22 protein-coding genes are annotated in these 21,817 nt (G+C 61.8%); 11 read left to right on the top strand and 11 right to left on the bottom strand.

From position 1 onward, the window contains the following. From D1222_RS15515 to D1222_RS15505, 3 genes are read left to right on the top strand one after another with little or no spacing between them, the layout of a single operon-like run. Positions 1 to 987, top strand: a complete 987-nt coding sequence (locus D1222_RS15515) for a glycosyltransferase family 2 protein (protein ID WP_119455151.1) — start codon at positions 1 to 3, stop codon at positions 985 to 987. Then, positions 984 to 1,769: a polysaccharide deacetylase family protein gene (locus D1222_RS15510; protein ID WP_182482017.1), complete on the top strand. Its 786-nt coding sequence runs from the start codon at positions 984 to 986 to the stop codon at positions 1,767 to 1,769. Before D1222_RS15515 ends, D1222_RS15510 begins: the two co-directional genes overlap by 4 nt. Next, complete coding sequence (locus D1222_RS15505) at positions 1,766 to 2,794, top strand: glycosyltransferase family 2 protein (RefSeq protein WP_119455149.1); 1,029 nt, start codon at positions 1,766 to 1,768, stop codon at positions 2,792 to 2,794. The genes D1222_RS15510 and D1222_RS15505 overlap by 4 nt, the downstream gene beginning before the upstream one ends. Here D1222_RS15505 and D1222_RS15500 read toward each other — a convergent pair. The 3 genes from D1222_RS15500 to D1222_RS15490 form a co-directional block, all read right to left on the bottom strand. Beyond that, on the bottom strand, positions 2,717 to 4,060 hold the full coding sequence (locus tag D1222_RS15500; RefSeq protein ID WP_119455148.1) for an O-antigen ligase family protein: 1,344 nt from the start codon (positions 4,058 to 4,060) through the stop codon (positions 2,717 to 2,719). The genes D1222_RS15505 and D1222_RS15500 overlap by 78 nt on opposite strands. Beyond that, positions 4,029 to 4,730, bottom strand: a complete 702-nt coding sequence (locus D1222_RS15495; RefSeq protein WP_119455147.1) for a P-loop NTPase family protein — start codon at positions 4,728 to 4,730, stop codon at positions 4,029 to 4,031. The genes D1222_RS15500 and D1222_RS15495 overlap by 32 nt, the downstream gene beginning before the upstream one ends. Positions 4,731 to 4,807: 77 nt before the next feature. Then, positions 4,808 to 6,319, bottom strand: coding sequence for a GumC family protein (locus D1222_RS15490; protein ID WP_119455146.1), 1,512 nt, complete (start codon positions 6,317 to 6,319; stop codon positions 4,808 to 4,810). A gap of 146 nt (positions 6,320 to 6,465) precedes the next feature. Here D1222_RS15490 and D1222_RS15485 point away from each other — a divergent pair, with 146 nt between their 5' ends. Next, on the top strand, positions 6,466 to 7,173 hold the full coding sequence (locus D1222_RS15485) for a polysaccharide biosynthesis/export family protein (RefSeq protein WP_119455145.1): 708 nt from the start codon (positions 6,466 to 6,468) through the stop codon (positions 7,171 to 7,173). A gap of 24 nt (positions 7,174 to 7,197) precedes the next feature. On the opposite strand, the gene D1222_RS15480 is transcribed toward D1222_RS15485, so the two are convergent. Next, positions 7,198 to 7,473 (bottom strand): SEL1-like repeat protein, encoded by a 276-nt coding sequence (locus D1222_RS15480; RefSeq protein WP_119455144.1) that lies wholly within the window; start codon positions 7,471 to 7,473, stop codon positions 7,198 to 7,200. A gap of 327 nt (positions 7,474 to 7,800) precedes the next feature. Here D1222_RS15480 and D1222_RS15475 point away from each other — a divergent pair, with 327 nt between their 5' ends. The 4 genes from D1222_RS15475 (at position 7,801) to D1222_RS15460 (ending at position 11,647) form a co-directional block, all read left to right on the top strand. Next, positions 7,801 to 8,742 (top strand): isopenicillin N synthase family dioxygenase, encoded by a 942-nt coding sequence (locus tag D1222_RS15475; RefSeq protein WP_119455143.1) that lies wholly within the window; start codon positions 7,801 to 7,803, stop codon positions 8,740 to 8,742. Further along, positions 8,742 to 9,629 (top strand): alpha/beta hydrolase, encoded by an 888-nt coding sequence (locus D1222_RS15470; protein WP_182482016.1) that lies wholly within the window; start codon positions 8,742 to 8,744, stop codon positions 9,627 to 9,629. Before D1222_RS15475 ends, D1222_RS15470 begins: the two co-directional genes overlap by 1 nt. Before the next feature lie 91 nt (positions 9,630 to 9,720). Beyond that, positions 9,721 to 10,737, top strand: a complete 1,017-nt coding sequence (locus D1222_RS15465) for an amidohydrolase family protein (RefSeq protein ID WP_119455141.1) — start codon at positions 9,721 to 9,723, stop codon at positions 10,735 to 10,737. Between the two features lie 10 nt (positions 10,738 to 10,747). Next, a complete protein-coding gene (locus tag D1222_RS15460; RefSeq protein ID WP_119455140.1) occupies positions 10,748 to 11,647 on the top strand; it encodes a crotonase/enoyl-CoA hydratase family protein in 900 nt (299 codons plus the stop codon). A 132-nt stretch (positions 11,648 to 11,779) separates the two neighbouring features. Here the strand turns inward: D1222_RS15460 and D1222_RS15455 are convergent, their stop codons facing one another. Genes D1222_RS15455 through D1222_RS15445 form a run of 3 tightly spaced genes read right to left on the bottom strand, consistent with a single transcriptional unit; the run spans position 11,780 to position 14,199 of the window. Continuing rightward, a complete protein-coding gene (locus tag D1222_RS15455; RefSeq protein WP_119455139.1) occupies positions 11,780 to 12,394 on the bottom strand; it encodes a GNAT family N-acetyltransferase in 615 nt (204 codons plus the stop codon). Positions 12,395 to 12,403: 9 nt separating this feature from the next. Continuing rightward, positions 12,404 to 13,267 carry a ribokinase gene (locus D1222_RS15450; protein ID WP_119455138.1) on the bottom strand — a complete coding sequence of 288 codons (864 nt, stop codon included), beginning with the start codon at positions 13,265 to 13,267 and terminating at the stop codon, positions 12,404 to 12,406. Beyond that, the gene (locus D1222_RS15445; RefSeq protein ID WP_119455137.1) at positions 13,264 to 14,199 is read right to left on the bottom strand and encodes a nucleoside hydrolase; all 936 of its coding nucleotides are present in this window, start codon (positions 14,197 to 14,199) and stop codon (positions 13,264 to 13,266) included. Before D1222_RS15445 ends, D1222_RS15450 begins: the two co-directional genes overlap by 4 nt. A gap of 104 nt (positions 14,200 to 14,303) precedes the next feature. On the opposite strand from D1222_RS15445, the gene D1222_RS15440 reads away from it, so the two are divergent. Next, positions 14,304 to 15,011 carry a dienelactone hydrolase family protein gene (locus D1222_RS15440; protein WP_233348825.1) on the top strand — a complete coding sequence of 236 codons (708 nt, stop codon included), beginning with the start codon at positions 14,304 to 14,306 and terminating at the stop codon, positions 15,009 to 15,011. A gap of 106 nt (positions 15,012 to 15,117) precedes the next feature. Here D1222_RS15440 and D1222_RS15435 read toward each other — a convergent pair whose 3' ends face one another. The 3 genes from D1222_RS15435 to D1222_RS15425 form a co-directional block, all read right to left on the bottom strand. Further along, on the bottom strand, positions 15,118 to 16,488 hold the full coding sequence (locus D1222_RS15435; RefSeq protein WP_119455135.1) for a Na+/H+ antiporter NhaC family protein: 1,371 nt from the start codon (positions 16,486 to 16,488) through the stop codon (positions 15,118 to 15,120). A gap of 33 nt (positions 16,489 to 16,521) precedes the next feature. Then, positions 16,522 to 17,877 carry a dipeptidase gene (locus tag D1222_RS15430; protein WP_119455134.1) on the bottom strand — a complete coding sequence of 452 codons (1,356 nt, stop codon included), beginning with the start codon at positions 17,875 to 17,877 and terminating at the stop codon, positions 16,522 to 16,524. Positions 17,878 to 17,947: 70 nt separating this feature from the next. Further along, positions 17,948 to 19,255: a replication-associated recombination protein A gene (locus D1222_RS15425; protein ID WP_119455133.1), complete on the bottom strand. Its 1,308-nt coding sequence runs from the start codon at positions 19,253 to 19,255 to the stop codon at positions 17,948 to 17,950. 55 nt (positions 19,256 to 19,310) lie between these two features. Here D1222_RS15425 and D1222_RS15420 point away from each other — a divergent pair, with 55 nt between their 5' ends. Beyond that, positions 19,311 to 20,156, top strand: a complete 846-nt coding sequence (locus tag D1222_RS15420; protein ID WP_119455132.1) for a TauD/TfdA dioxygenase family protein — start codon at positions 19,311 to 19,313, stop codon at positions 20,154 to 20,156. 7 nt (positions 20,157 to 20,163) lie between these two features. On the opposite strand, the gene D1222_RS15415 is transcribed toward D1222_RS15420, so the two are convergent. Next, positions 20,164 to 20,841 (bottom strand): Fe2+-dependent dioxygenase, encoded by a 678-nt coding sequence (locus D1222_RS15415; protein ID WP_119455131.1) that lies wholly within the window; start codon positions 20,839 to 20,841, stop codon positions 20,164 to 20,166. Between the two features lie 73 nt (positions 20,842 to 20,914). Here D1222_RS15415 and D1222_RS15820 point away from each other — a divergent pair, with 73 nt between their 5' ends. Then, the gene (locus D1222_RS15820) at positions 20,915 to 21,811 is read left to right on the top strand and encodes a hypothetical protein (RefSeq protein ID WP_182482015.1); all 897 of its coding nucleotides are present in this window, start codon (positions 20,915 to 20,917) and stop codon (positions 21,809 to 21,811) included. Positions 21,812 to 21,817: the final 6 nt, after the last annotated feature.

Here is a 21,817-nt window from a genome sequence, read left to right as displayed (position 1 = left end):
ATGGCAGATGGTGATCTGATGAATTTGCCGGGTGAGCATATAAGCACAGCAGGCCTCGCCGCTGACGAAGAGCACTGGTCGAATGGCAAGCCGGGTGCCGGCGAGCTGACTGTTTGCGTGCCCTGCTATCGCTATGATGCCTCATCGCTCATCGCTGACCTTTCTGCGGCGGGCGGCGCCGAGCGCGCTGGCGTGCTGCTCTATGATGATGGCAGCGGTGACCCTCAACTAACAGCCCAGCTCAAAACCTGGCTGGAAGCCTATCCCGGCCCTGCGCGCCTTGTGACCGCCACCGACAATCATGGCCGCGCCCATGCCCGCAATCGCCTCTATGAGCTCAGCGAGAGCGACTGGATCCTCTTCCTCGACGCTGACATGAAGCCGGACGATAGGAAGTTCATCGAGCGCTATCTGACGGCAATCCATGACTGCGATGGCCCTGCACTTATAGCTGGCGGCTTCAGCCTTCAGCATGCCGAGGTCACAGCGTCGACGCGGCTGCATGCCACCCAGTCGATCGCTTCTGAATGCCTTGCAGCAGACGAACGGCGCAAGGAACCCGGACGATATGTGTTTACGTCGAACATCCTCGTCCATCGCCGCGTGCTGGTGGACGTCCCCTTTGATGACGGCTTCAAGGGCTGGGGATGGGAAGACGTCGATTGGGGCCTCAATGTCGCGAAGGCGTTTCCGGTCCACCACATCGACAATACCGCCACGCATCTCGGTTTGGACGATACAGAGACGCTGCTGCGGAAATTTGGCAGTTCGGGACAGAATTTCGCCCGGCTGATACAGCGCCATCCGGACGCCGTAAAATCGATGCAGCTATATCGAATAGCCCGCAGATTCAGAAACTTACCGGCCCGCACTGCGCTGCAGGGTCTTGCGCGTCATGGCGCGCGATCAGCGATGCTTCCCGATGGCGTGCGGCTTGCATGCTTGAAGACCTATCGGGCGCTGGCATATTCGAGGGAGATACAATGACCGCAGCCACGCTTTCCGCCTATCAGCCATCGGACTCGCTACTCGCGAAAGTCCGCCGACGCGCCGCGCGCTTTCATCGCGCGCGCCCGCTTAACGCAGCGCCCCATCGCACCCGTATCTGCTTCACCTTCGATGACTTCCCAAAGTCAGCCGCTGACACGGGCGCAGAGATTCTGGACGAAGTTGGCGCGAAAGGCTGCTACTATGCCTGCACAGGCATGGCGGGCACGAGCAACCATCTTGGCGACCTGTTTGACGGGCGCGATCTGAAGGCACTGACCGCCGCCGGTCACGAGATCGGTGCACACACGCAAACACATCTGGACTGCAGCCAGGCGCCGGCCTCCATCGTACTGGCTGATATTGATGCAAATTTGCGCAATCTTGTCTCGATGGGGCACAATGAGATTGTTCGCCAGTTTGCATGGCCTTACGGCGAAACCCGCGCGGAATTGAAGCCGCGCCTTGCCACCCGTTTTGACGCCGTGCGCGGCATCCATGCGGGCGTGAATGTGAAAGGGTCTGACCTGATGCAGCTTACCGCTCTGGAACTTGACGCTGACGACAGCAGCATCGAGCGCGCAGCGGCGGTCATTGAAGCATCCGCACATAATCCATCCTGGATCTTCGTGTTCACGCACGATGTCCGGAACAATCATAGCCGCTGGGGCACGTCCCCGGAGCACTTCCGCCGGATTGTCCGGCTCGCCCGGGATACCGGCGCGCGCCTGCAGACACCGTCCGATGCGCTCGATGCGATCATCGCCCGGCATAAAAATTGACCGGCGATGTTCTCACTGTTGTCATACCTACCTATAATCGGCCGGACAGTCTGCGCCGGGCCGTGGAGAGTCTGTTCTGGCAAGGGGCTGCGCGCTCTGGCTTCAGGCTGATCGTCGCCGACAATTCGGTTGATGCGACGGCGCGTCTGACATTCGACACGCTTGCCGAACAGGCGCCTGACACCCTTACGCTTACCTATCTTCATGTACCGGAGGCCGGCGTCGCTAATGCACGCAACGCGGCGATGAAAGTGCTAGAAACACCGCTGATCGCTTTTCTGGACGATGATCAGGCGGCCCCGACCCACTGGATTGAAGAACTGCTGGCCGCCTACAAGACGTTCGGCGCCGCTGTCACTTTCGGCCCGGTACAGACGGTACTTCCGGACGACATCACCAAGCACCGCGCCTATTATGAGAACTTCTTCGCGCGTGAACCGAATATCTCCCCCGGCTATATCGAAAAGCCTTTCGGGTGCGGCAATTGCCTGATCGATGCGCGCCAAGTGCCCATGAAGGGTCAGTGGTTCGACGCGCGCATGAATGAGGTTGGCGGTGAGGATGATCTGCTGTTCCAGCGCATACGCGCCAACAGGGGCAAGTTTGCGTGGGCGCCGAATGCGCCGGTCTTCGAGTACCCGCTACGCCAGCGCATTTCCCTGTCCTACACTCTGCGGCGCGCATTCGCCTATGGACAGGGCCCCGCGACACTGGCGCGCAAACGCCAGCCGCCGCGTTATGACCTGCTCCTGTTCTGGGTGCTTGTTGGCGGCGGCAAGTTCGCCCTGCATTCGCTGCGCTGGCTGGCGCTTCGCCTGATCGGGCACAAGAACCGGGCCTTCGAAGCCGATCAGGCTGTTCGTGGGCTTGGGAAGATCTTCTTCTGGATAAAGCTGCGCTTCTACGGCACCTCGACCGTCACGCAGTTCAGTGGGCAGCCGGTCGCCTCAGCGGGCGAGCATACCCTTACGGTCAAGGACGGGCGTGCCGGGGCCACCGGAAGCGACGGTCTTGCGCGGCGGTGAATAAGGCGTCGCGGCCGGCCGCTTCAGGCTGATCGCCGTCTTCGCCGCGATTGCCACATAGGTCACCCAGATAATCGAGTTCTGCTGGAGTGCATTGCTCTCTGAAATACTGAAGAGCAGGAACTGCCCTGCGACGCCCAGCGCGAAGATGCCAAGCCAATTGTCGATGGACAGCCATGCGGCGCGCAGCAAGAAGAGTACGAAATTCGCAACAAGCAGGCCGAGACCGATCAGTCCGACACTGAGGGCCGTCTCCAGCCAGCCATTGTGCGCCGTGGGGACGAGCCACTCTGCTGCAGAGCGCACCCGGTAGGCCGGCATGGAGTCAAGCTGCCAGAACGCACCGTACCCATAGCCCAGAAGTGGCCTGTCGGCGATTGCGTCGGCCAGAACGGCCCAGATATCTGTGCGCCCGGTGAGCGTAGCATCGCGCCCCAGCAGGTTCAGGATAATGCCGGGCTCAATAATCATGATTGCCGCAAACGCCGAGGAAAGGACAATGCCTGACCAGAGGCAGGTGATCGTGATGCCTGCGCCCTTGCGGCTGATCCAGCCCGCGAACAGGATGCCAAAGCCGAGCATGAGCCCGAGCAGCGCCGTCTTCGACGTCGACGCGATGACAAGCGCCGTGCAGAGGAAGACCGCGACACCCCAGACGGGACGCCACGGCCGGTCGAGTATGTAGAGGAAGGCACAGAGGAAGGCGGCGCGGGCCATGTGGCCGCCAAGCGTGTTCTTTTCCCACCAGAGCCCTTTCCAGGCACCGGGGTGGATCTCGCTCATGATCGCAAAGCCAGGCGCGACGATGACTGCGCCGATGGAAACAATCGCCATGAAAAGCCATACCGCGCCCATCAGGCGAAGAAGGGTCCGCCAGTCATAGCGCGCGGCGAGATAGAGGCCGGCGAGACTGGTCGCGACCACGGCGATCGACCGGCGTTCTGTCAGGGACGGGTCGAGTGACCAGAGAAAGGACGCGGCCGTCACGATCAGCAGCGCGATCAGGAAAGGCATCCGCAACGCCAGCGAGACCATCTCCCTGACCTTCCAGAGGCAGCCAATTGCGACTAGCCCATAGACCGGCAGCCATAGCAGGCGGAGAAATGCGCTGCTGTCTGTGTCGTATTCAGAAGCAAAGAGACGCGGCAGAAGGCCTTCGCTGAACAGGACGAGGCAGACGAAGGCCAGTCCCAGCTCGACCGCCAGAATGACCGTCTGCGTCAGCGTTAGCTGATTATCCTGCAAGCCGGTCGGCGAAGCTGGCATCGGACCCGATCCTGTTCATGACCACACCGGCGACATGGCCGCCATGTGCTTCAATCGCCTCGCGCAGGGCAATGACTTCATCGGCGCCGGTGGAGTCTGCTTCAAGGACGATGAAGACGCCGTCCATCTGGCTTGCCACCGCTAGACCTGCCTGTGACCGCGATAGTGATGGTGCATCGACGATCACCAGACCCGCGGCGCGCCGGACCTGATGCCACCATTCGGGACGCGCACGAAGCTGCACTTGCTGTCCTCTGCGTACGCCCTCATTGCGGAAACGCGTGACAAAGAGCCGGGAGCCCTGAATCGGGTGAACCGAAAGGAGGCTTTTCTGCTGGTTGTCCTGGCGTCCGCCGGAGAGGGCCGGGCTCACAGAATAGATCGGAAGTGTACGAAGCGATCCATCAAAGGCGCGCCCCGGTTTTCCAACGTCGCGGGCGATGCCTTTCTGAAAGGCCCTGAACATCGCATTCTGCCGCAGCCCCAGATCGACGAGCCATGTTGGCCGCGAGGATTGGGCTGCACATCGTAGCGCCGTTGAGGCGGCGACACTGCTGGTGCCTTCTTCTGACCGTGCAGACATGAACATGACGCAGCGGGCACCCGTTTCCGGTGTCACCCGCGCGACGGCCTTGCAGACCGGGTCCATCCTGCTGCGCAAATCTTTCATGGCGTCCAGTTCCCTGTTGAACCCGGCCTAACATGCGCTTGGTTAACGGTTTTCTTAATCCTGTTAGCCCCGATCCATCAGACAGCCTTGAGCGATCCGACGACCTTCAGGCCGGTGGTCCGCTCGACCGATCTTGCGGTCGCAAAGCCGCGCCGGGTCAGCGCCCAGAGCAGTCCGGCCATAAGTGCCGTGAAACCGGCAAACAGAAAGCCGAGCGCAGCGACGACCATTTTGAGGCTCTTTCCCTTTACCGGAACGCTTGCCGGCTCGAGCACGCGGACGCTATCGGCGGTCTGACCGGAAATCTCCGAGAGGGCGCGCTCCTCGACTTCGCGAACCGAGAAATTCTCGACATTGCGTTCCATCAGGGCCTTGCGGCGCTGCAGTTCCTGCCATTCAGGAGCCAGTTCGTTCAGCCGGCTGAGGCGGCCTTCCACGCGAGCAAGCTGCCGGTTGAGCTCTGCTTCCTGCAGGGCCAGCGACTGTTGTTCTGCCTGCAAGGACGAAGCGGACTGTTCGATGGTCTGATAGACCGGGTTCGGGCCGCGGCGGGTCGTGCCGGACAGGCCATCGCGGGAGGACAGATAATTCTCCACCTGCGCAATACGCCGGTCGATCGCCTGCACGCGCTGCGACTGTTCAGTATAGCGCGACAGGAGGTCCTCGCGCTCAATGCGAAGCTGCATCAGCGTCTGGGCAGAGCTGTCCTCAACATAGAGGTCCTGCTGCGGATTGAGGCGCGCCAGCTGCTGGTTGTAGATGTCGAGCTGCCCATCCACGGCGCTTGCGCGCGACTGGTTGGTCAGAAGCTCAGCTGAAACAGTCGAGAAGAGCTGCTGCGCGGTGGCGCGCTCACTCTCGAAATCGCCGATACTGTTCCGGCGCAGGAAGTCGCGAATGTCTTCTTCGACATTGAGCAGTTGCGCCTCGAACTTCACGCGCTGTTCCTGAAGACTGGCAGAGCCGTTCGAGGAGAACACTTCGTTGCGATAGTCTAGATAGGTGTTGATCCAGTAGTTCAGGAGATCTGCCGAAAGGACGGCGTCCTTGTGCTCAAGCGCTGTGCTTATCACGGGCGTCTTGGGCGCCGTGCCAGAGCTGAAGTCTTTCTGAAGGCCGAGAACACCCTTCCGGAAAGTCTGTTCTTCGATTGTGGCATGTTCCGACGGTGGGCTGGCCGCAATCTTTTCATCGCGCGCATCGGCGAGTTTCGGGAACACCCGGTCCACGCCAAATTCAGTCAGGACACGCTCTGCGATGACGGGGCTGCGAAGAACTTCAAGTTCTGCCTGGATAAGAAGCTCCTCTTCAGGGGCGACGCCCTGAAGCTCTCCCCCGACGCGAGGGCGATAGACGTTTTCATCACCGATACGAACAAAGAGGCGAGAGGTCGCTTCGTACGACTTCGGCATCTGGAAAGCAGCGAGCAGCCCGAGCAGGAAGATCGGGATGAAGACGAGGATCATCAGCCATTTGGCACGCCAGAGCTGCAGGATGAGATCGGCTGGGCCAATACGCGGGCGCGAGCGGACGGGCATGGCGCCGCCCTGCTGCGGCTGTCTCGCTCCCCAATCGGCTGAATTCGACATAGACGGTCATCCCTGAAGGTGGCCGGGAGCAAATCAACACGAACCCCCTATTTGGCTTATTCAGGCACGTGGCTTGATAATTCCTTAAACATTAACGCCGAGCCTCAGACTGTACACAATTAGCAAAGAGATCGTGAGCCAGCGTCATGCGAAGTCTTCTCGCCGCATCTGCTCTTGTCCTTGGCGCCTGCCAGTCAGTCACGCCGACGCCTTCGGAGTATTTCCCGGTTGCCGAGTGGCGCCATGAGGATGGCCGAGACCAGCCTTATCTGCTCGCCCCGGGCGACACGGTGTCGATCGTCTTCAACTCTGCACCAGAGCTGAACCGCGATATCCGCATCGCGCCTGATGGCTCTCTCACCCTGCCCTATGTCGGGTCGGTGCAAGCGTCCGCGCGCACGCCGGCGGAAATCCAGGCCGAACTTGTACAGGCTTATGCGGGGGAGCTTCGCTATCCTGATGTCGATGTCATTCCGATGGAATTCGACAGTCAGAAAATCTTTGTCGGCGGCGAAGTACAGGCGCCGGGTATGCTTGATCTGCCTGGCCAGATCGATCCGCTACAGGCGGTCATCATGGCGGGCGGGTTTACGCCGGGCGCCAAGCCAACGCAGGTGGCTCTGATGCGCCGTATGCCGGGCGGGGAACTGATGACAGCGGTCATCGATATCCGGGCCGGACTGAATGATCCAAGGCTTGCGGACTTTACGCCGCTTCGCCGTTTTGACGTGGTCTATGTGCCACGTTCAGCAATCGCAGAAGAAAATCTCTTCATGGAACAGTGGTTCCGCTCTGCGCTGCCGATCGACTTTTCGCTGTATTATGATCTCGCGGGCGATTTCCGCGGGCGCTAGGTCAGGCCCGCCTGCCCGGCGAGATCAGTTCATCAGCTGAAGCCAGTCGCGTGCAGATTTGAGCGCCTGCTTGATCTCTTCGCTCGAGAGCATTTCAGACATCTGCTGGCGGTATTCCTTGGCCTCTTCGGAGCCCTTGAGCACAGCCAGATTGAACCATTTGTGCGCGGCAACCATGTCGGCGTCGACGCCCACACCGGTCGAATAGGCAAGGCCAACCTTGCAGAGTTCTTCGGCCGTCGCGTGTTCGCTGAGACCAGTCTCAGGGGCGACGTCCATCGCCATTTCTGAATACGGCATTGTCTTCTTCCTTTAACCCAGAGCCCGTCGGTTTGCGGCTGTCTTTGCGTCCGCTTGGCCGATGGGCTTTTGTCCATCCGTCACGTCTTGTGACAGGGAAGAGGTTGCGCTCAGGATTTTGCCACATGGTTAACAGGATCGGCCTGAAAGCGCGTCTGTGTTAACGATAAGAGGCGCCGCGTTTACACTTGGCGCAATTCTGGCTGCAGAGATGCTGTTGGAGCGGACTTTGCCGCAAGCCGTTGCTTGGCTAATGGGAAACAGACGCATTGGCGCGAAGGCCGCCGCGCGATAGTTTTCCGGCCTGGAACAGACAAGGCAGATGCAATGAGCAACCTTTTCGAACCGATCCCCTACAGCCTCTGGAAAGAGGACAAGCAGGCTTTTTCAAAGCGGCTTGGCAGCTCCTTCCGTGAGACAGGGTTCGCCGTGATCACCGGTCACCCCGTCAATCAGGCCATTATCGACGAGGCCAATGACGCGGCGAAGGCTTTCTTCGCACTGTCGAAGGACGCCAAGGAAAAGTATCACGATGCCGAAGGTGGCCGCCAGCGCGGCTATACGCCGTTCGGGACCGAGAACGCCAAGGGCCAGAAGGCCGCTGACCTGAAGGAATTCTGGCATACGGGCCGCAAGCTGCCTGCAGACTCCAAATACCGCGCGACGATGAAGGACACGCCAGTCGTCGACGAAGTGCCGGAGTTCGATGCCGCCACGTATGCATTCTATACCGAGATGGACGAGTTCGGCCGCGACCTGCTGCGCGCTGTTGCCCTCCATCTTGAGCTGCCGGAAGACTGGTTTGACGACAAGGTCGAGAGCGGCAACTCCATCCTCCGCCTGCTTCACTATCCGCCGCAGGACAATCCACCGCCAAAGGGCACTGTCCGCGCCGCCGCGCATGAAGACATCAATGTCATCACGCTGCTGCTGGGTGCTGAGGAGGCAGGCCTTGAAGTGCTGCATCGCTCTGGCGACTGGCTGTCGGTGAACCCGCCTGCCGGCTCGCTCGTCATCAATTGCGGTGACATGCTGCAGCGCCTGACGGGCGGCGTCCTGCCATCGACCACGCACCGCGTCGTGAACCCGGAGCCGGAGCGCGCGAAATTTCCGCGCTATTCGACGCCATTCTTCCTCCACTTCAATCAGGACTTCCTGATCGAGCAGCTGCCGCAATGCCTGGAAGAAGGTGGCAAGACACAGCCGCCAATCACGGCGCAGGATTACCTGATGGAGCGCCTGCGCGAAATCGGGCTGGTGAAAGCCTGATGCGCGTCCGGCTTGCTGCGCTCGCTCTTGCGCTTTCGCTATGGGTGAGCGGGCATGGCGGCCCCGCTGCTTTCGCGCAGCAGCCGATTGAGTTCGGCGATGCCTATACAATCCAGTCCGAAACGCTGGGTGAGGCGCGCACCATCAATGTCTGGGTACCGCCGCACGCAGACGAAGACCCGCGCGCACCCTACCGCGTGCTCTACCTGATTGATGGCGGCACGCAGCAGGACTGGTTTCACATCACCGGACTTGCACAGCTGGGCGCGCTATCCTGGACGTTTGAGCCGATGGTCGTGGTCGGCATCGAAACAGATGACCGCCAGAATGAGCTGACGCCGCAAGCCAGCGATGAGCGCTATGTGGCCGAGTTTCCGACCTCTGGTGACGCCGAGGCTTTCCGCGCTTTCCTGACCGATGAAGTGAAGCCCTTCGTGAAGGCAAACTTCCCGGTGCGCGATGAAAGCGCCCTAATCGGCGAGTCGCTTGCCGGCCTGTTTGTCGCTGACACCTATCTGACAAGCCCGGACGCTTTCGACGACTATCTCGCGATCAGCCCGAGCCTGTGGTGGGATGACAAGGCGCTCGGAGTTGAGGCCGCGCGCCTGATGGCGGCGCATGACTATGAGGGCAAGCGCCTGTTCATTGCCGCCGCTGATGAAGGCGGGACGATGCAGGACGCCATCGACCAGCTTTACGGAGCGGCCGTTGAAGCCGGTGTCGAGGTTCATTTCGACGACCTGTCAGCCACGGAAACGCACGCAACAATTTTTCATCAGGCCGCCCTGCGCGCTTTCCGGCGGCTCTATGCTGAGCCGCCTTATGATTACGGACCGACGCCGTGGTATCTGATCGAAGGCGGCGAGCCAAAGCCAGCGCAAGACTAGGCGATCCGCTTGCCGCCGCGTCCGGCTTGCAAGAGGCGGCCATAGCGACTGAACTGCTCCCAAGGCCCAGCAGAGGCAAAAGGGAGTTGAGATGTTCGATAATGACGACTGGCTGAACAAGCACCGCGAAGAGGTCATCGACCCGGCCCGCGAGATTGTGGACCCGCACCATCATCTCTGGCGCAAGAGCCATCCGGTCATCCGCTATGACCTCGATGAGCTGTGGTCAGATACCGATGACGGGCACAATGTCACCCAGACCGTCTTCATGGAGTGCGGCTCTTCCTATCGCGAGGACGGGCCAGAGCATCTGAGGCCTGTCGGTGAGAGCGAATATATCGCCGAAACCGCCGCCCTGACCGAGGCCGCGTCCGGCAAGGCGAGCATCGCTGCGCTTGTCGCGCATGCTGACCTTCGTCTGCCGACCGCGACACTGGACGAGGTGCTGGACGCCCATATCGAGGCCTCAAAAGGCCTGTTTCGGGGCATCCGGCATGCGGGGCCCTTCGACAAGGCAGGGGCTGGCTTTCGGATCCCGCCGCGCGCACCGGAAGGTCTTTACAAGGATGAGGCCTTCAGGCGCGGCGTCGCGCATCTTGGCCAGCGCGGCTGTACCTATGACACCTGGAACTATCACCACCAGATCCTCGACTTCCGCGACCTTGCCGCCGCGATCCCGGACACGGTGATGATCCTTGACCATTTCGGCACGCCTCTGGGTGTGGGCCCCTATGAAGGCAAGCGCGAGGATAATTTCGCGAAGTGGAAAGATGATATCGCCGCCGTCGCCGAGCAGAAGAACGTCTTCGCCAAGCTTGGCGGACTTGCCATGCCGGACAATGGATTTGGCTGGCATGAACGCGACCTCCCGCCGTCATCGGATGAAGTCGTCGATGCGCAGGCGAAATACTATCACCACGCCATTTCCTGCTTTGGCGCGGACCGTTGCATGTTCGAGAGCAACTTCCCGGTCGACCGGCTCTCGCTCAGCTACCGGGTCTACTGGAATGCCATGAAGAAGATCGCCGCCGACTATTCCGAGCTGGAACAGCAGGCCATGTTCAGCCGCGTGGCCCGGCAGGTCTACCGCATCGACCCACCGCTATAGGAAGACCCACATGTTCGATGAAATCATCTATGAGGTCGAGAATGGCCGCGCCCGCATCACGCTGAACCGGCCTGACAAGCTGAACGCGTTGACGCTGAAGATGCAGGCCGAAATGTCAGAGGCGCTCTGGCAGGCCGATAATGACCGGGCGGTGCACTGCGTCATCATTAAGGGCGCGGGTCGGGGCTTTTCAGCCGGATACGACCTTGCAGGCTCTGACAGTGTGCCCGTCTCGCGCCTCGACGCCGAGACCAGCGACACGCGCGGTGGGCGCTCTGTCGCTGACGATATCTGGCAGCTGGAACGGGCGCAGCGCTATCGCATGGCGATCTTTGACATGCACAAGCCTGTCATCGCGCAGGTTCACGGCCCCTGCGTGGCAGGCGGCACCGATATCGCGCTTCTCTGCGACATGGTCATCATTGCCGATGATGCGATGGTGTCCTTCCCGGCCGGGCGAAACCTGGGTGCGCTGCCGAACCAGATGTGGCTCTACAATGTCGGCCCGCAATGGACCAAACGGCTCATGCTGACCGGCGACAGCATCACGGGTGTTGAGGCCGCGCAGCTCGGTTTCGCGATGAAGTCTGTGCCCGCAAACATGCTGGAAGCCGAGGTCGAAGGCCTGGCCGACCGGATGGCGCACGTGGACGCAGACATCCTTGCCGCCAACAAGCGCGCCGTGAACCTCGGCATGGAGCTGATGGGGGCCCGCACGATGCAGCGTCTCGCCGTGGAGAATGATGTGCGCGGCCATCAGGCCGCCTCAGCTCATGCCTTTGTGAAACGCGTTGGCGAAGCGGGCCTGCGCGAAGCCTTGCGCGAACGCGACGCGCCGTTCGGCGATGGCCGCGCCCGGGTAAACGGGCCAGAGGTGCGCGACACGGAAGGCAATCTGATCGAGGACTGACAAGGCGTCGCCCTCGTCCTTCGACTTCGCTCAGGATGAGGGCGAATTCAACGTTTGAAAACGTCCCCATGGTGAGCGTCCTTCGGCTTCTCTCAGGATGCTGGTCGAACCACAAGGACTTTTGCGCCTAGTTCATCCGAACTGGGCCAACCAGTCATTGCGCATGACTTCCCAGACCTGCGACTGGCGGATGGTGCCGTCTGGCCGCTGGCTTTCGATATCGCCGCGATAGACAAAGCCCGTACGCTGAAACAGCTTCTGTATACGGATATTGTCGAGCGCGGTGGTGTTGCAGATGAGGTCGAGGCCGAGCGCCTCGAACATCCAGGTGAAGGTCGCAAACATACCGGCGGCGCCCTGCCCCTTGCTCTGCAGGTCAGGCCGCATGGCGCCCGCAAGTTCTCCAGCCGCCCATTGTGGCCAGATGCGAAGTTCCGAATAGCCAGATAGCGTGCCCTCCTCATCGAAGTTCAGCGATAGAAGGCCCTCGCCTTGCGCCTTCGCCGCCTCCATTTCCGAGATGTACTTTGCGACGGCCTCTACGGTGAGCGGGCGAGGCAGGCTGTAGATCCAGCGGTTCACCTCGGGAAAGGCGAAGAGTTCTGTCAGGGCAGCGGCATCGTCCTGCGCGGCGAGCCTGCTTGTGGCCGCGGTGCTGGGCAAGGCGGTCGTATCGCGCACGGCGGCGCGGATCTCCGCTTCGCGGGCCGGTCCAACCTCAATTCGCGTCCAAGGAAACTGGCCCATTCGGCGCTCTCAGTCCTGATCTTTCAGAAAGGCGTCGACCTCTTTGCGCCATGGCAGGCTTGGCTGCGCGCCGGGCTTGGTGACGGCCAGCGCAGAGGCGGCGGACGCAAAGCGTAGCGCCTCGCCTTCACCCCGCCCTTCGGCCAGCGCAAGTACGAGCGCGGCGCAGAAGGTGTCGCCTGCCCCGGTCGTATCGATGACAGGCACGGCGAAAGCCTGCGTGCGGGCAATTTCCTTGCCAGCGCGGTAGAGGACAGCGCCCTGCCCGCCCAGCGTCAGCGCGACCAGACCTTCGCCGCGATGGATCGCGTCGCCATAATACGCCGCTTCCCCTTCATTCACGATGAGAAGGTCGGCGCGCTCAAGGAGCTCTGCCGGTACAGGAAGTGCTGGAGCCAGATTTACGGCGAACACAGCGGCCTCTATCCGCGATGCTTCCATTACGGCCGGGACAGGCACTTCAAGCTGGCAGAGGACGGCATCGCTTGCGGAGGTACCGCGCACATCGTCAGCACCAAGTTCGCCATTCGCGCCGCTTGCCACGATGATCTGGTTTTCGCCTTTGGTGTCGACGCCAATAAGGGCGACGCCCGTTGGCGCATCCTCATCGACGATTACGCTCTCCAGATCGACACCGCCCGACCTCAAGAGACCAAGCGCGCCTTCAGCGTTTGGGTCATCCCCGACCCGGCCAATAAGCTTCACGGACGCGCCGAGCCGCTGGGCGGCCAGCGCCATATTCGCCCCTTTGCCGCCTGCGTGCTGGGCAAAGCTTGCTCCGGTCACCGTCTCTCCGGCCACCGGCAGCTTGTCTGCTGTTGCAACGAGATCAAGATTGATGGAGCCGATGACCGTAATTCGCGGATGCGTCATAGCGGGTATCTCCCGAGCTGGCCGAGCAGTTCTGAGAAGGCGCCTTCTGCATCGACACCAGTGTACCACTCAACATGGCCGTCCTCGCGGTACTCCGGCACGGTCTTGCCGAAACGCTCGCCTTCTTCGGTGACGACGGATACGCGCGCCTTGCGGCCCGTGAAGAGGTCCGGTCTCAGCAGCGCAAGGATGGTGGAAGGATCATGCAGCGGGGCGTTCCGCGCCTTTGCGGATTCTTCAAGCTTGTTGGAGGCAGCGAGCAGATCAGCGGCGACTACGGCTTGATACGAGCCAAGGGCGCGCACGCGCTCGACCATCTCGTCCTGCGTCAGCAGCTGGTGGGTCACATCGAGGCTGAGCACGCGCATCGGAATGCCGGACCGGAAAACGGCTTGGGCGGCATGGGGGTCAGCGAAGATGTTGAACTCGGCATGCGGGGTAATGTTGCCGCCTTCGCTGTCCGCACCGCCCATAATGACGATCTCAGAGAGGCCCTCGACAATGTCGGGCGCCATGCTGAGCGCGAGCGCGACATTGGTCATCGGGCCGGTCACGACGAGGGTCGCCGGAAAGCCCTTCATGGTACGGAGGGTCTGTATCAGGAAGTTCACGCCGTGCTGGCGGGAGGCGCGTCCCTTCGGCTTTGGCAGGTCCAGCCCGCCGAGCCCTGTCGTGCCGTGAAAGTCCTCTGCCGTGACCGGATCGCGAACAAGCGGGCGCGGCGCACCGGCACGCACAGGCAGGCCTGACTGGTTGCCCGCAAGGTCGCGGACGATGCGCGCATTACGATGCGTGAGCTCACCACGGACATTGCCTGCGACCGTCGTAATTCCGAGCACATCGATCCGGTCAGTTGCCGCAAAGGCAAGCAGAAGCGCAACGGCATCGTCGAGCCCCGGATCGCAATCTATTATTATCTGGCGTTTCCTCATCGGCCCTATTTGCGTCTGTTCCGATCTTCCCGGCAAGGCCTAGCTATCACTCAGAGAAACCCTAAGTGAGGCTGGGACAAGTCACACAAGAAGGAATGACGCGCATGGCCGTTTCAACGAAATCACTGGACTATGAACAGGCCGGACAGACCTATGAAGGCTTTCTGGCCATGCCAGAAGGCAAGCCGAAAGCTGTTGTCCTCGTCTCCCACGCATGGGGCGGACAGAACGAATTCGATCATGAGAAGGCCAAGATGCTGGCTGAGTGGGGCTATGCGGGCTTTGCGCTCGACGTCTATGGCAAGGGCAAGCGCGGCTCGACCAAGGAAGAGAGCCAGGCGCTGATGGAGCCGCTGGCGTCCAACCGCGCCGAGCTTCAGAACCGTCTGAAGTACAGCCTTGAAGTCGCGAAGAAGGAATCTGGCTGCGACACGGCGGCAGCGATCGGCTTCTGCTTCGGCGGTCTCTGCGTCCTCGACATGGCGCGCGCCGGCATGGACGTCGAAGGCGTTGCGTCTTTCCACGGTATCCTCGGCGCCCCTGGCAACACTGGCGGCCACAAGACCAAGTCGAAAGTTCTCGCCCTGCATGGCTGGGACGATCCGATGGCAAAGCCAGAGGACGTCATGGCCTTCTCCAAGGAGATGACGGACGCTGGCGCCGACTGGCAGCTGCACGCCTTTGGCGGCGTCATGCACGCCTTCACCAATCCGGAAGCGAACGACCCGGACTTCGGCACGGTCTACGACCCAGCCGCCGAGCGCCGCAGCTTTGCGATCCTGAAGGACTACCTTGAAGAGCTCTTCGGCTAGGCGAGACTCCTAGTCAGACCAAGTGGGCTGGTAGGCCTGCTCGGCATTCTCCTCTATGGCGGCGCGTTCAATCAGGGCGCGCCGCTTTTCTATGTCAGTAGACGCTTCAGAACGTGGTGGCGATACCGGCCGCGAGATAGCCGATGACGGCGAGCAGCCCGGTCGTAAGCGCATAGGGCAGCTGCGTGCGCACATGTTCGATATGGTCACATTCGGCCGCGAGGCTCGCGATGATCGAGGTGTCGGAAATTGGCGAACAATGGTCACCGAAGACGCCGCCGCCGAGGACCGCCGCGAGAGCGAGCGATGGCGGCACGCCGCTGCCGAGGGCAAGCGGAATGACAACTGGCACGAGGATGCCATAGGTGCCCCAGCTCGTGCCGGTCGTGAATGAAGTGATGCCCGCGACGACAAAGACGATGGAAGGCAGTGCCCAGGCAAAGGAGATGCTGCCTGCAAGACCGCCGAGGACTTCGCCCGTGCCGAGCGCCTTGAGGCTCGCCCCCAGCACCAGCGCGAGGAAGATTACTGTTACTGCAGGCAGAAGGTCGCCCATCCCCTTGAAGCCGGTCTCGATCAGGCTCCCCTTCGGCTCCTTGCCGGACCGCAGCAACAGGATGAAGGCAATCGCTGTCGCAAGGCAGACGGCCCAGAGGATGGACTGGGAGCCTGAGCCTTCCAGCATATTGCCGCCGCCCGTCCAGAGCATGAAGCCAAGCGCGCCGCCGACCAGAACGAGCAGAGGCACGCCCATGTTGAGCGCGCTTCCGCTTCCGGTTTCTTCTTCCGGTGCATCGTCATTGGCGGCGATGGTCTGCGCCTCACGCGCACGAAGCGGGCCAAAGGTGCGGTCGCTGATGACCGTCAGCCAGACGCCCGCAAGCGTCAGCAGCGCATAGAAGTTGAGCGGGATGGTCGCGACCAGCACGGCCAGTGGATTGTCGAGGTCATACTCGGCGATGAGGCCAAGCACGAATGCACCCCAGCCATTGAGCAGAATCAGTATGCTGACAGGTGCAGAGGTCGAGTCGATGATATAGGCGAGCCGCTCCCGGCTCATCTTAAGGCGGTCGAAGAGCGGCCGGCCCATAATGCCTGTGGTCAGAAGGCTGATATTGGTTTCGACGAAGATAAGCGTGCCAGTAAGTGCGGTTACCGCGCCTGCCCGCCGCCGCGTGCCAGCCGCGCCCGTGCGGACCAGCCAGTTCACCATGCCGGCAATCCCGCCGGACCGGCGCATATATTCGATCAGTGCCCCGATGATGAGGCAGAAGAGGAGGATGCGTGTATTACCCTCACTGCCGAAGACAGAGACGGCGCGCTCCACGCTGCCGAAAAAGCCGAGCGCCGGGTTTCCCCCGGCGATCAGCGTTTCGGATGTCCAGATAGCGAGGCCGAGCGCCCAATAGACATTGCGCGTCCAGACCGCGATGGCGAGCGCCAGGACAGGCGGCAGAAGTGTGATCCAGTCCGCCATTGAGTAGCTCCCCGCCTCTCGCCCCGGACCGCCCTAATTCAGGACGTTCGGCGATTGCATTTCAGAGGTGCGCGCCTCTTCGGCCTGACGCAGGAGGCGCAGCATGTTGCCGCTCCAGAACTTCTCGATGTCCTCCTCGCTATAGCCCGCCTCGAGAAGCGCTGCGGTCACCTTCGGCAGGAAGGTGATGTCGGTCATGCCGTCGACGCCGCCGCCGCCATCCCAGTCAGCGCCCATGCCGACATGGTCCGGGCCGACAAGGTCGAGCGCATAGAGAAGGTGCTCCATGAATTTCTCAAAGCTGGAGCGCGGCGCCGGATATTGTGCGTCGATCTCTTCGCGGGCGGCGGAATATTCCTCACGCGTCGCTTCGTCGAGATCGTAATAGCTACCGCCGAACTGTTCTTCGAGGTCAGCCATAGCCTGCTGGCGTTCTGCACTCGGCTCCAGTGCTTCGAGATAGCCGCCAAAGGCGTTGATCTGGATGACGCCGCCATCTTCGGCGATTGCCGTCAGCAGCTCGTCCGGAATGTTGCGGAAATGGTCGTAGACGCCGTCGACACCGGTGTGGGACAGGATGATCGGCGTCGTGGACAGTTCGATCATGTCGTACACGGTTTCATCAGAGGCGTGCGAACCATCGAGCACCATGCCAAGCTCATTGGCCTTGCGCACCAGCTCCTCGCCGAGCGGCGAGAGGCCACCATAGGACTCGCCCGACACGTCAGTCGCGCTGTCTGCGAACTGGTTGTTCCGGAAGTGGGCCGGCGAGATCATGCGCAGTCCACCTTGGTAAAAGGTCTCGGCGAGCGATACGTCGGTGCCGAGTGGATAGGCATTTTCCATGCTCTGATAGACGACGCGCTTGCCCTCGCCTGCGATGCGTTCGGCGTCATCGGCAGTAAAGGCGAGCTCGACTTCGTCGCCATACTTGGCTGCGAGTTCACGGATCGACATCTGGCGCAGCAGCGCCTGATTGCGGGCCGCGACATAGGACGCGTCATCAAGAGGACCTTGCGCCGTGAAGATCACCCAGAAGCCGCCATCAAGGCCGCCTTCCTTCATGCGCGGCAGGTCGACATGGGTGCCATCCTGCTCGAAGGTCTGGCGGACAGAGAAGTTATAGTCCGGCGTGTGGAAATAGGCCGGCGTATCAAGGTGGGTGTCCATGACGAGCATGGATTCATGCATGTCGAGAATATCCTGCGGCACGGTCATGGGGGTCGGTGTGACAGTCCCGGGCGTTTCGCCGACAGAGGCCGCCGGGCTGCTGGCTGGTGCCTGCGCGATGATCTCACTGCCGCTCGGCTCTGCGTCCGGGTTACAGGCTGCCAGGACTGTCAGCGCACCTGCCATCATGAGAGCATTGCGAAAGTTGAAACCCGTCATCCTGAAACCCCTTTAGTAAATCTGTTTGCGATACCAGCAGAAGCCGGGCGCGGCTGCAATCGCAGAAGCGTCATTCACCCCGGCTCTTGCGCAGCTCTGCCCAGCGTTTCAGCCGTTCGGCGATGGGGCCTTCGCGCCCCTGCCCCTTGGGCTGATAGAAATTCTCGCGCTTCATCCCGTCCGGGAAATAGTTCTGACCTGAAAAGCCCTCTTCGGCGTCATGGTCATAGGCATAGCCCTTTCCATAGCCCTCGCCCTTCATGAAGGCGGTGGGCGCGTTCAGGATATGCTTTGGCGGCATGAGAGAGCCTGTCTCTTTCGCGGCGCGCTGGGCGGCTTTCCAGGCGGTGTAGACCGCGTTGGACTTTGGCGCCGTGGCGAGGTGGACGACGGCGTGGGCGAGGGCAAGCTCGCCCTCCGGGCTGCCAAGGCGCTCATAGGTGCGGGCCGCTTCATTCGCGATCATCAGCGCCGTCGGGTCGGCAAGGCCGATATCCTCTGACGCCATGCGGACAATGCGGCGGGCGAGATAAAGCGGGTCTTCGCCGCCCGTGACCATGCGGGCAAACCAGTAAAGCGCGGCATCCGGGTCTGACCCGCGCACCGATTTGTGCAGGGCGGAAATCAGATTGTAGTGCTCTTCACGGTCCTTGTCATAGGCGGGCGCGCGCTTCTGGAGTGCCTGGCTCAGCGCCTCTGGCGTCAGCTCGGTGCCCTCGTCGGCCAGCGTGAAGGCCTGCTCGGCAAGGTTCAGCATGTAGCGGCCATCGCCGTCAGCCATGTCGATCAGCGCTTCACGGGCGCGCGGCTCCAGCGGCAGTTTGCGCCCCTCAAGCGCTTCGGCGCGGACGAGCAGTTCTTCCAGCGCTTCTGGCGTCAGGCGTTTGAGCGTCAGCACCGCGCAGCGCGACAGGAGCGCGCCATTGATCTCGAAGCTCGGATTCTCTGTCGTCGCGCCGACGAGGGTCACGACGCCCGCCTCGACGAAGGGCAAGAAGCCGTCCTGCTGGGCGCGGTTGAAGCGGTGGATCTCGTCAACGAAAAGCAGTGTGCCCTTGCCCGTCGAGCGCCTGTTCTCGGCCCGGTCGAAGGCGGCGCGCAGATCCTTTACGCCAGAGAAGACGGCGCTGATCGCTTCGAATTCGAGATCGGTTTCCTTGGCGAGCAGCCGCGCAATCGTTGTCTTGCCGACACCGGGCGGGCCCCAGAAAATGATCGATGAGAGCCGCTTGGTCGACAGCATCCGGCCGAGCGCGCCGTCCGGGCCGAGCAGATGGTTCTGCCCGACGACTTCAGACAGCTTTGCCGGGCGCAGCCGGTCAGCCAGCGGCCGCGGCGCCTCATCAGCCATACCGGAAGCGGAAAAGAGATCACTCATGCGTCACACCTAGCCCGCGTCAGTGCCCGTGATAAGATGGCAGCTGGAGGAAACCATGACACTGACCATCACCCAAAGTGGTGAGGCGTGCGGGGCGAGCGTAACAGGCATAGACCTGAGCCAGCCCCTCAGTGAGGCAACCGTCGCGGAGATCCGCGCCGCCTGGCTCACCCATCACGTCCTTGCCTTTCCAGGCCAGAGCCTCAGCGATGATGACCTGGAGCGGTTCACCCGGTACTTCGGGCCCTTTGGCGATGACCCTTTCATTGCGCCGATACCGGGCCGGCAGCACATCATTGCCGTCAAACGCAACGCCGATGAGACCGGCCCGGTCTTTGCCGAGACGTGGCATACGGACTGGAGCTTTCAGGCCTCCCCACCCGCCGGCACATGCCTCTATGGCATCACCATTCCGCCCATTGGCGGTGACACGCTTTTCACTAACCAGCACAAGGCACTGGCAGAGATGCCTGACGATCTGCGTGAGAAGCTGGACGGCAGGGTGGCCGTCCATTCGGCACGCAATGGCTATGGCAAGGCAGGCCTCTATGGCGAAAAGGATGAGGGCCGGAGTATGGACATCCGCTCTTCCGATGAAGCGATGGCGACCCAGTCCCACCCCATCGTCCGCAAGCACCCCGAAACTGGCGAGGAAGGGCTTTTCGGCTGCGCCGGATACATTATCGGCTTCGAAGGCATGGCTGAGGAAGAGAGCTGGGCCCTGCTGACAGAGCTTTATCGCTGGCAGACGCGGCCTGAGTTTCAGTACCGCCACAAATGGTCGGCGGGCACGCTGCTCATGTGGGACAACCGCTCATGCCTGCATATGGCGACGGGCGGCTATCAGGGGCATGACCGCCTGCTCCACCGCACGACTATCGGTAGCCGCGTGGCCGCCTGAACGGCGGTCAGACCTCCGACCAGAGTCGCCGAAGATTCGCGATCACCTTTGAGAGCGCGAGATGCTCTGGCGCGCCTTCTGGCAGGGAGGCACGCATGGAGACTTTCACGTTGGCGAGATCAAACAGGATGTCGCGCTGCTCGCTGGTGCGCACCTGGCTCTGTACCCAACCGACGCAGACCGTGCGCTGGCCAGACGTGATCGTCTCGACGCGGTGCAGGCTGGTCGAGGGATAGAGGAGGAGCGAGCCTGCTTCGAGCTTCATCGAATGGATCATGCCCGCCCAGTCGATCGTCAGCTCGCCGCCTTCATAATCGGTCGGGTCATTAAGGAAGAGCGTGAAGGACAAATCCGTCCTGAGCCGGTTCGGGCCTGTGCCCATCAGCGCATTGTCGACATGGGTGCCATAGCCCTGCCCCTCGCCGCTGCGGCTGACGAGGAGGCGCGACAGGCGCGCGGGCTGTGCGGCGGCCTGGAAGACAGCGTTCTTGCGGATGGCATCATTCAGCAGCGTGTGCAGCGCGCTGCCAGAGCGGGACGACAGATCCGCCTGCTCATTGCGCTTTACCTTCGCCGCTTCCGGCCCCGCTGTCTTGCGCCCATCGGCCCAGCTCGTCTTTGCCAGAAGCTCCTTCGCTTCAGTCAGGGCGCCTGCGTCAAGTATGTTTGGAATCGTGATCAGCATCTTGCTTTTGAGAATTATTTGCAGATATAGCTAGGCGTTACCGGAACACTCGCAACTATGAAAGTGCACTTCTATGGCATCGAAATACAAATCTCTTGCTGCGCTCGGCCTGTCGACCACGCTTCTTGGCGGCCTTGTAGCGTGCGGCAATGAGGTCGAAACCACCCCTGCCCCGACTGAAACCGCCGCAGCCGAGGACACGGACACCGCAGCGACGCAGACCCCTGACGCACAGACCGACACCTCGTCCTACCCCATGTCCGGCGGCGAAGGTGAAGGCGGCGAGGGCGAAGGTGGTGAAGGTGAAGGCGGCGAAGGCGGTGTAGACCTCGCAGCTGCCGCCCAGGACCCTGCCGTCTATCGCAGCGCACTCGCCATGACCGAAGCGCACATCCGCGCCGGCATCGATGCGCTGGACGCAGGCGAGCGCCGTGCAGCCGGCGAAATGTTCGCCCACCCGGTCAGCGAGATCCTGCTCGACTTCGAACCAGTCCTCGTCCAGCAGGGCGTCGAACCTTTCGCACAGAAGCTGAGCGATGCCTCCGCCGCCGTGTTCGCTGAGGAGTCAGCTGAAGACCTCCGCGCCCGCGCCGATGACATCATCGAGACGCTGCGCGCTGCGGCAGAAAAGGCACCTGAAGGCAGCGACAGCGACGCAGTCGTCGAAGCCAAGGTGATCGCTGACCAGATCAACCGCGCGACCGCCCAGTATGGTTCTGCGACCGGTACCGACGCCTATGAGCCATATCTCGACGGCTATGGCTTCTACAGCACGGCAAACGCCCTTCTCGAAGACCACCGCGCCGCCATTGAAGCCGATGCACCAGACTTCGTTGAGCAGGCTGACGCTGTCCTCGCCATCCTGGCCGACGCCTATCCAACGGCGGACCGCCCGGAGACGCTGGAGGCAGACCAGTCCGCCATGACGGCCGGCAATTCAGAGCTGCAGCTGATCGTGAGCGGCCTCTAGGGCCTC

It is taken from the genome of Henriciella algicola (genome assembly GCF_003576245.1).
Lineage (GTDB): Bacteria > Pseudomonadota > Alphaproteobacteria > Caulobacterales > Hyphomonadaceae > Henriciella > Henriciella algicola.
Note: the sequence above shows the minus strand (reverse complement) of the source record. Positions and strands in the feature narration are given on the sequence as shown.